Annotated in this window: 12 protein-coding genes; 6 read left to right on the forward strand and 6 right to left on the reverse strand. The window is 67.3% G+C overall.

Going from position 1 to position 13,379, the window contains the following annotated elements; translation table 11 throughout:
- Positions 1-2,335 precede the first annotated feature (2,335 nt).
- Positions 2,336-3,130 (forward strand): hypothetical protein, encoded by a 795-nt coding sequence (locus LL239_RS02910; protein WP_228161955.1) that lies wholly within the window; start codon positions 2,336-2,338, stop codon positions 3,128-3,130.
- An 8-nt stretch (positions 3,131-3,138) separates the two neighbouring features.
- On the opposite strand, the gene rsmG is transcribed toward LL239_RS02910, so the two are convergent.
- The 6 genes from rsmG to rpmH are packed head-to-tail and all read right to left on the reverse strand — an operon-like array spanning position 3,139 to position 6,213.
- Positions 3,139-3,768: a 16S rRNA (guanine(527)-N(7))-methyltransferase RsmG gene (rsmG, locus tag LL239_RS02915; RefSeq protein ID WP_228161956.1), complete on the reverse strand. Its 630-nt coding sequence runs from the start codon at positions 3,766-3,768 to the stop codon at positions 3,139-3,141.
- A gap of 10 nt (positions 3,769-3,778) precedes the next feature.
- Complete coding sequence (locus LL239_RS02920) at positions 3,779-4,285, reverse strand: Jag family protein (RefSeq protein WP_374197606.1); 507 nt, start codon at positions 4,283-4,285, stop codon at positions 3,779-3,781.
- Positions 4,286-4,298: 13 nt separating this feature from the next.
- The gene (gene yidC, locus LL239_RS02925) at positions 4,299-5,372 is read right to left on the reverse strand and encodes a membrane protein insertase YidC (RefSeq protein WP_228161957.1); all 1,074 of its coding nucleotides are present in this window, start codon (positions 5,370-5,372) and stop codon (positions 4,299-4,301) included.
- A 3-nt stretch (positions 5,373-5,375) separates the two neighbouring features.
- Positions 5,376-5,732 (reverse strand): membrane protein insertion efficiency factor YidD, encoded by a 357-nt coding sequence (yidD, locus tag LL239_RS02930; protein ID WP_228161958.1) that lies wholly within the window; start codon positions 5,730-5,732, stop codon positions 5,376-5,378.
- Positions 5,729-6,067: a ribonuclease P protein component gene (gene rnpA, locus LL239_RS02935; protein ID WP_228161959.1), complete on the reverse strand. Its 339-nt coding sequence runs from the start codon at positions 6,065-6,067 to the stop codon at positions 5,729-5,731. The genes yidD and rnpA overlap by 4 nt, the downstream gene beginning before the upstream one ends.
- A gap of 8 nt (positions 6,068-6,075) precedes the next feature.
- On the reverse strand, positions 6,076-6,213 hold the full coding sequence (rpmH, locus tag LL239_RS02940) for a 50S ribosomal protein L34 (protein WP_022879826.1): 138 nt from the start codon (positions 6,211-6,213) through the stop codon (positions 6,076-6,078).
- Positions 6,214-6,507: 294 nt separating this feature from the next.
- Between rpmH and dnaA the strand changes: the two genes are divergently transcribed.
- The 5 genes from dnaA (at position 6,508) to gyrB (ending at position 13,373) form a co-directional block, all read left to right on the forward strand.
- Positions 6,508-7,938, forward strand: coding sequence for a chromosomal replication initiator protein DnaA (dnaA, locus tag LL239_RS02945; protein ID WP_228161960.1), 1,431 nt, complete (start codon positions 6,508-6,510; stop codon positions 7,936-7,938).
- A gap of 449 nt (positions 7,939-8,387) precedes the next feature.
- Positions 8,388-9,539, forward strand: coding sequence for a DNA polymerase III subunit beta (gene dnaN / locus LL239_RS02950; protein ID WP_228161961.1), 1,152 nt, complete (start codon positions 8,388-8,390; stop codon positions 9,537-9,539).
- 48 nt (positions 9,540-9,587) lie between these two features.
- Complete coding sequence (gene recF / locus LL239_RS02955; RefSeq protein ID WP_228161962.1) at positions 9,588-10,739, forward strand: DNA replication/repair protein RecF; 1,152 nt, start codon at positions 9,588-9,590, stop codon at positions 10,737-10,739.
- Positions 10,732-11,220: a DUF721 domain-containing protein gene (locus LL239_RS02960; RefSeq protein WP_228161963.1), complete on the forward strand. Its 489-nt coding sequence runs from the start codon at positions 10,732-10,734 to the stop codon at positions 11,218-11,220. The genes recF and LL239_RS02960 overlap by 8 nt, the downstream gene beginning before the upstream one ends.
- Positions 11,221-11,339: 119 nt before the next feature.
- Entirely contained in the window at positions 11,340-13,373 is a 2,034-nt protein-coding gene (gene gyrB / locus LL239_RS02965) for a DNA topoisomerase (ATP-hydrolyzing) subunit B (RefSeq protein WP_228161964.1), read from the forward strand.
- The last annotated feature ends 6 nt before the right edge of the window (positions 13,374-13,379 follow it).

Below are 13,379 nucleotides of genomic sequence, written 5' to 3' on the forward strand. Positions count from 1 at the left end.
GACCGCACGCGCGACACTCCCGCACATCGCCCGTTCCGATCACGCCCTCCCGATCACGCCCTCCCGGTCACGCCCTCGCGATCACCGTCGACGTCGGCCGATCGCTGCACGGCTGCTGCGGAGGTGGTCGCCATGCGGCCATCGCAGACTGCGCGGCGGGAGTGCTGCAGACCGCCGGTTCCGAGCCGTCACGGTGTGGGTCCGAGCGCGCACGGTGCGGGGTCCGCCCCAGCACGGCCTGGGTCCGAGCGGGCACGACGTGGGTCCGACCGAGCACGGGGTTGGCGCCGTGGCCGCAATGAGCGGCAAGCATGGCGGGAACGTGATCGCGCACCTGAGACCCAACGGGCCCCCAGGGAACGGGGGACTCGTCCACGCCGCCCGCGTTCAGCGGGCATTACCAGACTGGCCGATCAAGCTCGCCTGCCGCGTTTTGGGGGTCGTCCACAGATGGTGGCGGTGCCTGGCGGATCGTTCCAGCTGGACGGAGGAACTGCCGTGATTGACAGCCGCAGCCGCAGCCGCGCAGCTGCACGCTCGCGAGCGAGTCACATGGGGTGGAAGCGGCGTGCGGACCGCGCCGTACAGCCTGACGCCTTCTCTGGGCGTTTCACGTGAAACATCGCCATAGCCTCCGTCGCGAGAGTCCGCCCGCCGACTGCACAGCGAGACCGGTCGACTCGAGCAGGGATCACCTTCTGTGCGCGTCACCCTGCTCTAAGGGCACGCCTCAGCGGGCCGCTCCTGGGGTGATCACCCTGGTCGCCGCCTTCGAGGCATCCGGTCACAGTGTGCGCCCGCAGCATCGATGCAGCGTCTTGTTATCGCACACCCCGCCCAAGAGAGCGAGGGGCGCGACACGCTGCTCGCGCCTGGCGCGAATGCACCGATGAAATCGGTGACAACGCCGGGAGACGCCGCACCTCCTCGCGACGGACACCCGGATGGGAGCACTGGCCATCACTCGCACCCGGCGGTATGCATCGTTTCCGCCGCCTCACCCCCATCACTGCGCCCTGGCGACCTCAAATGGTGGCCGTCGTACAGACACGCCGGCCGCGGGCACCGACGAGCATGATCATCCACTTTCCCCGTACGACCCTCTAGGTACCCCGCCAGCCCACACGTGGGGGAGTGGTCGCGAATGGGGCCTACACACTGTGCCGCTCTGACCACGCGCACATGCGCTCTCGGGTCCACACCCCGGGCGAGCGCTACAGCCGGGGCCGCGAACTCACGAACATCTTTGTCGCACGGCACACCCAAACCAGGAACTCAAAAGCGTCATCTTCCAACACCGCCGGCGGCCTCAGCCTCTCCCTGGTCGGCATTCCCAGCGCCCTCGACGTCTACCGACCCTTGCATCGATAACCTTCGTCGAGTGTCGGAACTGGTCGGCCGCCGTTGCCGCGACTCCGCGGAGTGCAGCAATGACGTCGAACCCCCGGCACACCCCTCCTCGAGAGGTTGCGATGTTCTGACGTCGCCAAGGCCCCCCGGGCCGCTCACCGCGAGGGGCGAATAGGCACTCTGGCGGCAGCAGCCATCCGGCACGCCCGCGTCCGGACACCGCATCAGATGAACATCGCCCCACCACGCCCGCATGCAACTGCCTCCCTAGTGCAAGACATGTTTCACGTGAAACGGACACAGGGGGAGGGGCCAGCACTGACGCGGCGATCGAAATGCCATGGCCCAAAGCCGTGGGTCCGGGCGTGCCGCTGAACTCCACCACGCGCGTACGTCGGGCCGCGCGCCCCGGAACGCCCCCCAACGCCATGTACACCGCAAATGCTCGCCCGTCGCTTCTCCGCAGGGCGTGAGGCGGCATCCGCGCGCAGCGTTATCGATCATGTGTCCTGGAGCCCGAAGAAGGCCCCTGCCCACGGACGGCCCGGTCGGACTTTGGTACCGCTCGACGTCACCGGAACCAACAGCTGCGAGACCCTTGCCGCGATCGCCAGACCTCAACTTCTCGGTCCTCGTCGTCCGCTGCTCCGCCGCGATGGGGTCCCAACGTCACACACCGCCGCCGGCGATGTGCCTTTCCGGACCCCTCTGCGGCCACCGTACACTCCCGACGGCGTCCGTACCGCGTGCACCACACACCCGACGCCGCCGCGCCGCGCGCTCGCGGGGGATCGTCGTAGGCCGGCGGGCGCCCGCGTCAGAGGACGGTGGAACCGACGCAGTTCGATCACCTGCAGCGCAAAGTCGCCCCTCTCGCCTTCCTCACCGCTCGGCGCCGCCCGTGCGGATTCACCACGTTTCACGTGAAACAGGGCCAGGGGAGCGCGCCGACTGAATGTCGGAGCCTCACGGCACACTGAGGTCCATGACTCCCTGCTGCGGCGACGCGTTCCCCTCTGCACCCGCACGCCCGGCCGATATCGACGATGACTTCTCTGGTGGCATCCTGAACGATGTATGGGTGCCGCACTACCTGCCGCACTGGACCACACCCGACCGCTCACGAGCGCGGACGAGGTTCACCCCCGCCGGTCTCGACCTCTTGATCGAGAAGGGTCAACCCGACTGGCGCGAGGAGGACGCCCCGCTTCGGGTGTCCAATCTGCAGACCGCGACATTCTCCGGACCCGTGGGGTCGCGCCGAGGCATCCACCGCCACCGTCCCGACGGGCTGCGCGTGCGTACCGTGACACCCTCCCGCTTAGCGTTCGCTCCGACCGCCGGACGGGTGGAGGTCACGCTCCGCGCGAGTAGGGATCCCGATTGCATGACCGCGATATGGCTGGTCGGAACCGAACACGAGGATCCGCGCGACGCGGGGGAGATCTGCGTCGCCGAGATCGATGCGGATGCCATCGGCCCGCGCACACGCGTGCGGTGCGGGATCAAGGCTCATCACGACGACAGACTGACCAACGACATGGTCACAGCCTCGGTCGATCACGACGCCGGGACCTTTCTCACCTGGGCTGTGGAGTGGGCCGAGGGAGTCGTCACCATCGGATGCGAAGGTCGGGTCGTCGCCCGCTTCTCACAAGCCCCGTCGTACCCGATGATGCTGCTCATCGACATCTTCGAGTTGTCCGCCGACCGCGGCACGTACCCGAAAGCCACGACGGTCCGCCATGTACGCGCCTGGGATCTGAATCCCATTCAATGAGAATTGATCTATTTCGCGACGGTGGCAGTCAGAACCCGCGTCGGTTCGTCGATCACGCCGTCACCAACGACATGGACCTGGACATCCGTGACGCCGAAGCGACGAATCTGCTTCTCAGCCGCGTCGACTTCGGCGGCGACGTTCGCCCCCTTCAGGTAAGCGAGCCGGCCGCCCACACGGGCGAGCGGTGCCGTCCAGGGGATCAGTGTGCGCAGCGCGCTGACCGCACGTGCGGTCACGACGTCAAAGACGCGACCTTTCGACCACTCCTCGGCGCGCAAGCGCTCCACGGTGACGTTGTCGAGCCTCAGGGCGTCGACCTGCTCAGTGAGCCAGACGGTCCGCCGCTCCATCGGCTCGATGAGCGTGAACTCGACGTCCGGCCGCGCGATCGCCAGCACGAGCCCTGGGAGCCCGGCACCGGAGCCGACGTCCGCCACCCGCCCGGTGAAGAACGGAGCCGCGACGGCGCTGTTGAGAATGTGCCGTGTCCACAGGCGCGGAACCTCGAGCGGACCGATCAGCCCACGCTGCTCGCCGTGTTCGGCCAGTGCCGCGGTGAAGCGGCGCGCGAGGTCGATTCGTTCGCCGAACACCGTCGCCGCGGCATCCGGTTCCGCTTCGAGTTCGCTCTCCATGTCGAACGGCTCAGCCGCGGCGCAGCACGGTGTGGCGGTCGGCACCCTCACCGAACGACTCGGAGGCGTACCCACGGTCGGCGGCGATGTCGTGCACGAGCTTCCGCTCATAGCTCGACATGGCCGGCAGCGACGCCTGCGAAGCCCCTTCGTCGAGACGCTGGATGGCGCGGTCGACGAGCGTCTCCAGCTGACGCTGACGCGCGTCACGCGACCCGCCGATGTCGAGGATCAACCGCGAGAAACGACCGGTCGAGTTCTGCACCGCCAGTCGCGTGAGCTCCTGCAGCGCCTGAACGGTGTCGGGGTGCGAGAGTGTCGACAGCGCAGCGGCATCGTCGGCCTCCACCGAAACGTAGGCACGGCCGGCACGCACATCCAGGGCGAGGTCGCCATCGATGTCGGCGATGTCGAGGAGCCCCTCGAGGAAGTCGGCGGCGATGTCGCCTTCCTGCTCGAGCTGCTCGTCAGTGGCGGCGGTGTGGTCGGGCGCGATCTGCTCGGACGTCGTCATCATGGTCTCCGGGTATTCAGGAGGGGGATTCCGTGCCGGGTTTCGCGGGCGTCCGCGGCGCGGCTCCCGAACCCTTCGCGGACTGCTGCTGCTTCTTGGCGCGCTGCTTGCCGACGGGCTGCTGGCGCTTGGGCTGAGCGGCGCGGGCGCGCTCGGCCTCTTCGAACAGGCGACGCTGCTCGGCCTCGTACTTCTCGATCGGAACGACCTTGCCACTGGAATCGATCGCCTTGCCCTTGCGAGCCAGACGCTCCTCGCGGGCCTTGGCGGCGTCCGAGCCGGGGGTCGGCATCTCACGGATGACGACGAACTGCTGCACCATCGTCCACAGGTTGCTGACGAACCAGTAGATGACGACACCGAGCGGGAAGAAGACACCCGAGAAGATGAAGGCCAGCGGCAGGATGTACAGCATGATCTTCTGCATCTGGTACGCCTGACCGGTCTTGGCCTCGGGCGACAGGTTCTTCGAGATGATCTGCAGCTGAGTGAAGAACTGCGACGCGATCATCAGCACGACCAGGGTCAGCAGGATCGCAACGGTGACCTGACCATCGGGCTGGCCCCACGCGGTCACGAGGTTCACATGCATGGATGCCACGTCGAACAGACGGGCATCGTAGAACTCGCGCGTGAGTTCGGGGGTGAGCAGACCCACGCCGCCCTGCCCGCTGTTGGCGTGCTTGGACACGTCGTTCAGCACGCTGAAGAGCGCGAAGAAGATCGGCATCTGCACAAGGAGGGGCAGGCAGCTGGAGACGGGTGTGGTGCCGTGCTTCTTGTACAGCGCCATCGTCTCGCGGCTCATGGCCTCGCGCGAGAGCTGGTCCTTCTTACCCCGGTACTTCTCCTGCACCTTGCGGAGTTCGGGGGCGATCTCCATCATCTTGCGCTGGCTCTTGATCTGGCGCACGAAGAGCGGGATGAGGGCGGCACGAACGACCAGGACGAGGCCGATGATCGACAGCACCCAGGTCAGGCCGGCGGCGGGGGCCATACCGAAGGCCGTGAAGAGCGCGTGCCAGCCGACCAGCACGAGCTCGACGGCCCATTTCAAGGGCCAGAGGACGATTCCAATTAGATCCGGCACGGATCAGTCCTTTCGGGAGGGCACGACGAAGCCGTGCGGAGTGAGTTCGTGGCGGAAGGAGCGGTGCGGACGGACATCGTCGATGCCTCCCTGGGCCCAGGGGTGGCAGCGGGCGAGGCGGGCCGCGGTCAGCGCGGCACCTTTGACGAGTCCGTGCTGCTGCACGGCGCCCACCGAATAGGCGGAGCAGGACGGGTAGTACTTGCAGACGTCGCCGTAGACGTGCGAGATCGTGGCGCGGTACGCGTGCAGGAGGGCGAGACCGGCGTTCCGGGGGAGGAGGGGAATGGATGCCACGATCGTGTCCCACTCGAGGTGACCGGCACCGGTGGAAGACGTGGGCAGGGTGGAGGCGCTCACGCGGCGGCCTTGCGTTGCAGGCACCGAACGACGTCGGCGCGCAGATCGGCGTAGTCGATCGTCGCGGCTGAGGGAAGCGCCCGGATCACGACCGAGGCGCCCCCGCGAACGAACGGGAGCGCCTCGGCGCACACCGCCTTCAAGCGGCGGCGAACAGTGTTGCGTGTGACGGCCGATCCGACCTGGCGGCTCACGATGAAACCGAAGCGAGCGGGACCTTCGTCCGGCACGCCGCCGACATAGGTGACGGTGTGCGCCCCGGCACACCGAGAACCCCGACGGACGGTGGCTTTGTAGTCCGATCCGCGGGTGAGTCGGTTCGGCTTCGCGAGCACTAGGTGGGTCAGGCCGAGAGCTCGGTGCGGCCCTTGGCGCGACGCGCCGACAGGATCGCGCGGCCCGCGCGGGTGCGCATGCGGGCACGGAAGCCGTGCTTCTTGGCACGACGGCGGTTGTTGGGCTGGAAGGTGCGCTTGCTCATGGGTCACTCCGGAGGTGATGTCACCCGATGCTCTTCTGCCGGGGACGTGGTCGGGACTGCCGTGTAGGCATAAGTCAACCGACTAAGGCTACGTCGCGCGCGACGTTAACTCAAACCGGGAGGCCGACCGCTCATTATCCCCAAGCGTCGTCCACACCCATGGCAAAGACACGCGAGCGCGTTCTACAGTTGATTTTGCTCCGTGCGGACCGCGAACTAGCGTGGCCCCGGAAGTTATCCACAGGTTCGGCGCGATGTACGTCGACAGTAGCGCGCCGAGATCCCGGAGGGGATATGTCATTGCACCAAGTACCGGATGTCCCCGTCTGGTCCGCCGTGCTCGACCACCTCCTCACCGACGATCGGGTGACCCCGCAGTTGCACGGCTTCCTCAACCTCGCTGTTCCGCAGGGCGTCATGGGAGGGACCCTCTACCTCGACGTCCCCAACGACCTGACCGCCGCGCAGATGAACAAGCGCATGCGCGCACCCATCCTCGAAGCGCTCACCCAGGTGCAGGGCGTCGATCCCGAGGTCAGCAACTTCCGCGTGGTGGTGAACCCCGACCTCGGCGAATCGCACCGGTCCGCGCCGGTTGCCGAGGACCGATCGGCATCGGCGGCTTCGGCTCCCGCGAGCACGCACTCACCGATGCCCGAGCAGGCCCCCGACCCGATCGTCCCGGCATCCCGGAACGACACCCGACTGAATCCGAAGTACACGTTCGACAACTTCGTGATCGGCCAATCCAACCGCTTCGCGCACGCGGCGGCGGTCGCCGTGGCCGAGGCGCCGGCCAAGGCCTACAACCCGTTGTTCATCTACGGCGACTCGGGGCTCGGGAAGACGCACCTCCTCCACGCGATCGGCGACTACGCCGCGAGCATGTACGCCGGCATCCGCGTCCGGTACGTCTCCAGCGAGGAGTTCACGAACGACTTCATCAACTCCATCGCGAACAACCGAGGCTCGGCATTCCAGGCCCGGTATCGCGACGTCGACATCCTCCTGATCGACGACATCCAGTTCCTGCAGGGACGCGCCGAGACGCAGGAAGCCTTCTTCCACACCTTCAACACGCTGCACGATCACGACAAGCAGGTCGTGATCACCAGCGATCTGCCGCCCAAGCAGCTCACCGGTTTCGAAGACCGCATGCGCAGCCGCTTCGAGTGGGGCCTCATCACCGATGTGCAGGCGCCCGACCTCGAGACGCGTATCGCGATCCTCCGGAAGAAGGCGCAGAGCGAACGACTCCTCATCCCGGACGACGTGCTCGAGTACATCGCGACCGTGGTCTCGTCGAACATCCGCGAACTCGAGGGCGCGCTCATCCGCGTATCGGCCTTCGCGAGCCTGAACCGCTCGACCCTCGACATGTCGCTCGCCCAGACCGTTCTGCGCGACATCATCGACCAGGACGACGCCAACGTCGTCTCCCCGACCGACATCATCACGGCGACCGCACAGTACTTCAAGCTGTCGGTCGATGACCTGTACGGCTCCAGCAGGTCACAGGCTGTCGCCACCGCGCGACAGATCGCGATGTACCTGTGCCGCGAGCGTACGAGCCTGTCGCTGCCGAAGATCGGGCAGCTGTTCGGCAACAGGGACCACACCACCGTGATGTACGCCTACAAGAAGATCAGCGACCTCATGAAGGAGCGTCGGTCGATCTACAACCAGGTCTCCGAGATCACCACGCAGCTCGGCCGCATGCGCTGAGCGACCGTCTGAGCCGAGGGGTTCGTCCGCATCTGCGGGCGAACCCCTTCGTCGTTTCCGGGCCGTCACGGCGCCGAGACAGGCTCTCGCGGCGATGTTTCAGCCGGTTCTACACAGTGTGGAAAACCTGTGGATAACTCGAAATCTCTGCGGAAGAACTGTGAACGACACGCACCGGCCTGTGGAGGACGAGGAGCGGAGTGGTGCGGGCGATCGTGTTAACTGCCCAGGCTCTCCGCAACGCGTCCACAGGTGACAAGCGTGTAGTTCCCTGCTGTTAACACGGGTCGGAGGAGTTATCCACACTCTCCACAGCTGTTAACAAGATGAAGAATCCACTTATGAGTTAACAGAGATCCGATGACCTTGCGGTGCGAACGCGGCGCGACATGTGCCGACACGGTCGGGCACTAGCATGGGTAAGCCATACCGCCGTCAAGGGAGCGCCCGTGAAGTTTCACGTCAATCGCGATGTCTTCAGCGAAGCCGTTTCGTTCGTGGTCAAGCTCCTGCCGCAGCGCAACCCGCAGCCGATCCTGGCCGGTGTGCTGATCGAAGCGGGCGAGTCGGGCCTCACCCTGGCCGCGTTCGACTACGAAGCGTCCGCACGCACGACCATCGAGGCCACCGTCGACGAGCCGGGGACGATCCTCGTCCACGGCCGCCTGCTGTCCGACATCGCCAGCCGACTCCCCAACGCCCCGATCCAGATCGCGGTCGACGATGACGGCGGCATCCTCCTCACCTGCGGGTCCGCGCGGTTCACGCTGGCATCCATGCCGGTGCAGGAGTACCCGGCGATTCCCGAGGTCACCGGCGAGTCGGGCCTCGTGCCGGCCGACGACTTCGCCACCGCCATCGCGCAGGTCGCCTTCGCCGCCTCGCGCGACGACGTCACGCCGGTGCTGACGGGTGTGCAGCTCGAGGTCACAGGGACCCAGCTGAGCCTCGTGGCGACCGACCGCTACCGCGTCGCGCTGCGCGAGATCCCGTGGGACGGCGGGGCCGCGGCATCCGACGAACCCACCTCCGCTCTCGTGCCGGCCCGGACCCTGCAGGAGGTCGGCAAGACCTTCGCCCACGGCGGCGACATCTCCATCGCGTTCTCCGGCTCGGGTGACCGGGAGATCATCGCGTTCACGGCGGGCAACAAGACCGTGACCTCGCTGCTGATCAAGGGAAACTTCCCGCCCGTGCGCCGTCTGTTCCCAGCGCAGACCGAGCACCACAGCGTCGTGAACACCGCCGAACTCGCCGAGGCCGTCCGCCGCGTCGCTCTCGTGCTCGACCGGTCGGCCCCGCTGCGATTCACCTTCGGTCCCGACGGTGTGTCCATGGACGCCTCGGGGACCGAACAGGCCCGCGCCACAGAATCGGTCGATGCGACGCTCGTCGGCGACGAGGTGACCCTGGGTCTGAACCCCCAGTATCTGCTCGAGTCGCTCGGGGCCGTCCGCAGCGAATTCACGCGCATCACGTTCACGTCGAGCGACAACGCGAACAAACTGAGCCCCGTGCTCATCACCCCGCAGACCTCGGTCGACAAGGGCGGCGAGGGCTCGTTCAAGTACCTGCTGCAGCCCAACCTGCTGCTGCGCTGAGCGGGCACCCACCCGGCGGATGTCGGAACCGGCGGGTAGTCTGACCCGGTGATCGTGGAGCAGCTCGGACTGACGGACTTCCGCAATTACGCGGCCGCCGACGTCTCGCTCTCCGCGGGGGCCAACCTTTTCGTCGGGCGGAACGGCCAGGGCAAGACCAATCTCGTCGAGGCCGTGGCCTACCTCGCCACGCTCGGGTCGCACCGCGTCTCGAGCGACGCCCCGATGGTGCGCGACGGGGCGGATGCCGCGATCGTCCGCGCCCGTCTCGCCCACGGCGACCGCAGCGTCCTGCTCGAGCTGCAGCTGAACCGGCAGGGATCCAACAAGGCGCGCGTCAATGGCGTCAACGTCCGCACCGCCGAGCTGCCGCGGTACGCGCAGGTCGTGCTGTTCGCGCCCGAAGACCTGCAGATCGTCCGCGGCGATCCGTCGGCGCGGCGACGCTTCGCCGATCAGCTCATCCTTCAGCGCTCCCCGCGCCTGGCAGGGGTGCTCGCCGACTACGACCGCGTCCTGCGTCAGCGCACGGCCCTGCTGAAGTCGGCTCGCGCGCGAGGCGTGCGCGGCGATGCGCTCGGCACCCTCGATGTGTGGGACGACAAGCTCGTCGCGCTCGGCACCGAGGTCATCGAGGCGCGTCTGGCGTTGGCATCCGATCTGTCCGCTCCGGTCTCCGCGGCATACACCGCGATCGCGGGCGCCGACCACGATCCGCGCCTGCGGTGGGCGCTGTCGGTGGTCGGCGGCGACCCTGAGGAGGGCGACGCGGCAGCCGAATCGGGAACGACGGACTCGCTCGCCGAGCAGTTCCGCGCGGCGCTCGCGGCTCGACGATCGATGGAGCTCGAACGCGGACTGACGCTGGTGGGTCCGCACCGTGACGACCTCGTCCTCGAGGTCCGCGGGCTGCCGGTCAAGGGGTACGCCTCGCACGGCGAGTCCTGGTCGGTCGCCCTCGCGTTGCGGCTGGCATCCGCCGAGCTCCTCCGCGCCGAGTCGCGGCTGGGTGACCCTGTGCTGATCCTCGACGACGTGTTCGCCGAGCTCGACGCCGGTCGCCGCACGCGACTGGCCGAGCTTGCCGCCGGGTACGAGCAGGTCATCGTGACATCGGCCGTAGAAGAAGATGTCCCCGACGGGCTACGCGCCCATGTCGTCCGGGTCGAGGCGGGTCGCATCAAGGATCCCGATGAGTGACGAGCCCGAACTCCCCGAGACGATCGCCACCTACCTGCGGCTGCGCGGGCTCGAGGCGTCGCCGTACCGCAAGCGGAAGCGCCGGCGCCGCACCGATGACGGGGAGAACGCCCCGTTCACTCCCGGCCGCGACCCGCGGGGGCTCGGTGACGTCCTGTCCGCACTGACGCATTCCGCGGGATGGGAGCCGCAGCTCGCGCGCGAAGACCTCGTCCGCACGTGGCACGACGTCGCCGGCGCCGACACCGCCGCGCACACCCGTCCGGTGGCTCTGGATGCCGGGATGCTCACGGTCCAGGCCGACTCCACGGCGTGGGCCAAACAACTGCAGCTGATGCGCGCCCACATCCTCTCGGAGATCATCCGACGCTTCCCCGAGGCAGGGGTCGAGTCCATCCGCTTCATCGGGCCGGACGTCCCCTCCTGGAAATGGGGGACGAGAGCCGTTCCAGGCCGCGGCCCGCGCGATACCTACGGCTAGGCCATGGTCGGGGTCGGAACGCTCCGATTTATCCCCTCCTAGGGGCGTACACACCGCTTTACGATGCCCCGCGCGGTAAGATGGAGGTTCCGACGAATCGATCTGGAGCTCGCGAAGTCATGACGTCCGAAAACCCCGACAGCGTTTCCGAGGAACCCGAAACCACCAGCGCGAAGGTTCCCAACGAGTACGGGGCAGACGCCATCCAGGTGCTCGAGGGTCTGGAGGCCGTCCGCAAGCGTCCTGGCATGTACATCGGCTCGACCGGCGAACGCGGCCTGCACCACCTCGTGCAGGAGATCGTCGACAACTCCGTCGACGAGGCTCTCGCCGGCTACTGCGACACCATCGACGTCACGATCCTCTCCGACGGTGCGGTCCGCGTGATCGACAACGGCCGTGGCATCCCGGTCGACATGCACCGCACCGAGGGCAAGTCGACAGTCGAGGTCGTCCTGACCGTGCTCCACGCGGGCGGCAAGTTCGGCGGCGGCGGATACGCGGTGTCAGGCGGTCTGCACGGCGTCGGCTCCTCGGTCGTCAACGCGCTGTCCACGCGCCTCGAGGTCGAGGTGAAGCGCCAGGGGCACGTGTGGCGTCAGTCCTTCCGTAACGGCGGCGTGCCCCTGGCCCCGCTCGAGAAGGGCGAGGAGAGCGACGAGACCGGGACGTCGATCACGTTCTGGCCGGATGCCACGATCTTCGACACGATCGACTTCGACTACGACACGCTCCGCACCCGGTTCCAGCAGATGGCGTTCCTGAACAAGGGCCTGCGCATCAGCCTCCGCGACGAGCGCCCGCAGTCGGTCATGACCGAGGGCGAGCCCGGCGAAGAGGTGACCGAGGGGCGCCACGACACGTTCCTCTACGAGCGCGGGCTCGTCGACTACGTCGAGCACCTCAACCGCGTCCGCAAGGCCGACGTCGTCAACGACGAGGTCATCGAAGTCGAGTCCGAGGACACCGACCGGAAGATCGCGCTCGAGCTGGCGATGCAGTGGACCACCGCGTACACCGAGAACGTCTTCACCTACGCCAACACCATCAACACCCACGAGGGCGGGACGCACGAGGAGGGGTTCCGCGCGGCGCTGACGACACTCGTCAACCGCTACGCGCGCGCGAACAACCTGCTGAAGGAGAAGGACGACAACCTCACGGGTGAGGACATCCGCGAGGGTCTCACCGCTGTCATCTCCGTCAAGCTCTCCGAGCCGCAGTTCGAGGGCCAGACCAAGACCAAGCTCGGCAACACCGAGGCCCGCGCCTTCGTCCAGAAGGTCGTCGGCGACAAGCTGGGAGACTGGTTCGACCGGAACCCCGCGCAGGCCAAGAACATCATCCGCAAGGCGATCGATGCCGCCACCGCGCGCCTGGCCGCGCGCAAGGCCCGTGAGACCGCTCGCCGCAAGAGCGTCTTCGAATCGGCCGCGATGCCCGACAAGCTCAAGGACTGCACGTCGAAGGACCCGTCGATCAGCGAGATCTTCCTCGTCGAGGGTGACTCCGCCGGCGGCTCGGCCGTGCAGGGTCGCGATCCGCACACCCAGGCGATCCTGGCGCTGCGCGGCAAGATCCTCAACGTCGAGCGGGCCCGCCTCGACCGCGCGCTCGGCAACAAAGAGGTCCAGGCGATGATCCAGGCCTTCGGCACGGGCATCGGCGAGGACTTCGACATGGCCAAGGCGCGGTACCACAAGATCGTGCTGATGGCGGATGCCGACGTCGACGGTCAGCACATCACCACGCTGCTGCTCACGCTGCTCTTCCGCTACATGCGGGGCCTCATCGAGGCCGGGTTCGTCTACCTCGCGCAGCCGCCGCTGTACCGCCTCAAGTGGTCGAACCACCCCCACGAGTACGCCTACAGCGACCGTGAACGGGACGCCCTCCTCGTCGAAGGACAGGCCGCCGGCCGCCGTATCCCCAAAGACAACGGCATCCAGCGCTACAAGGGTCTGGGCGAGATGAACGACCACGAGCTCTGGGAGACCACGATGGACCCTCAGACCCGCACGCTCCGGCAGGTCACGATCGACGACGCCGCCTCGGCCGACGAGATCTTCTCGGTGCTCATGGGAGAAGACGTCGAGTCGCGCCGCAGCTTCATCCAGCGCAACGCCAAAGACGTCCGCTTCCTCGACATCTGACCCGGT

The organism is Microbacterium testaceum (genome assembly GCF_020781835.1).
Lineage (GTDB): Bacteria > Actinomycetota > Actinomycetes > Actinomycetales > Microbacteriaceae > Microbacterium > Microbacterium testaceum_H.

Bases quoted from the DNA above. Each gene is read 5' to 3' on its own strand.
- dnaA (WP_228161960.1), top strand. From the start codon at position 6,508: ATGTCATTGCACCAAGTACCGGATGTCCCCGTCTGGTCCGCCGTGCTC.
- LL239_RS02910 (WP_228161955.1), top strand. From the start codon at position 2,336: ATGACTCCCTGCTGCGGCGACGCGTTCCCCTCTGCACCCGCACGCCCG.
- rpmH (WP_022879826.1), bottom strand. From the start codon at position 6,213: ATGAGCAAGCGCACCTTCCAGCCCAACAACCGCCGTCGTGCCAAGAAG.
- LL239_RS02960 (WP_228161963.1), top strand. From the start codon at position 10,732: ATGAGTGACGAGCCCGAACTCCCCGAGACGATCGCCACCTACCTGCGG.
- rsmG (WP_228161956.1), bottom strand. From the start codon at position 3,768: ATGGAGAGCGAACTCGAAGCGGAACCGGATGCCGCGGCGACGGTGTTC.
- LL239_RS02920 (WP_374197606.1), bottom strand. From the start codon at position 4,285: ATGATGACGACGTCCGAGCAGATCGCGCCCGACCACACCGCCGCCACT.
- gyrB (WP_228161964.1), top strand. From the start codon at position 11,340: ATGACGTCCGAAAACCCCGACAGCGTTTCCGAGGAACCCGAAACCACC.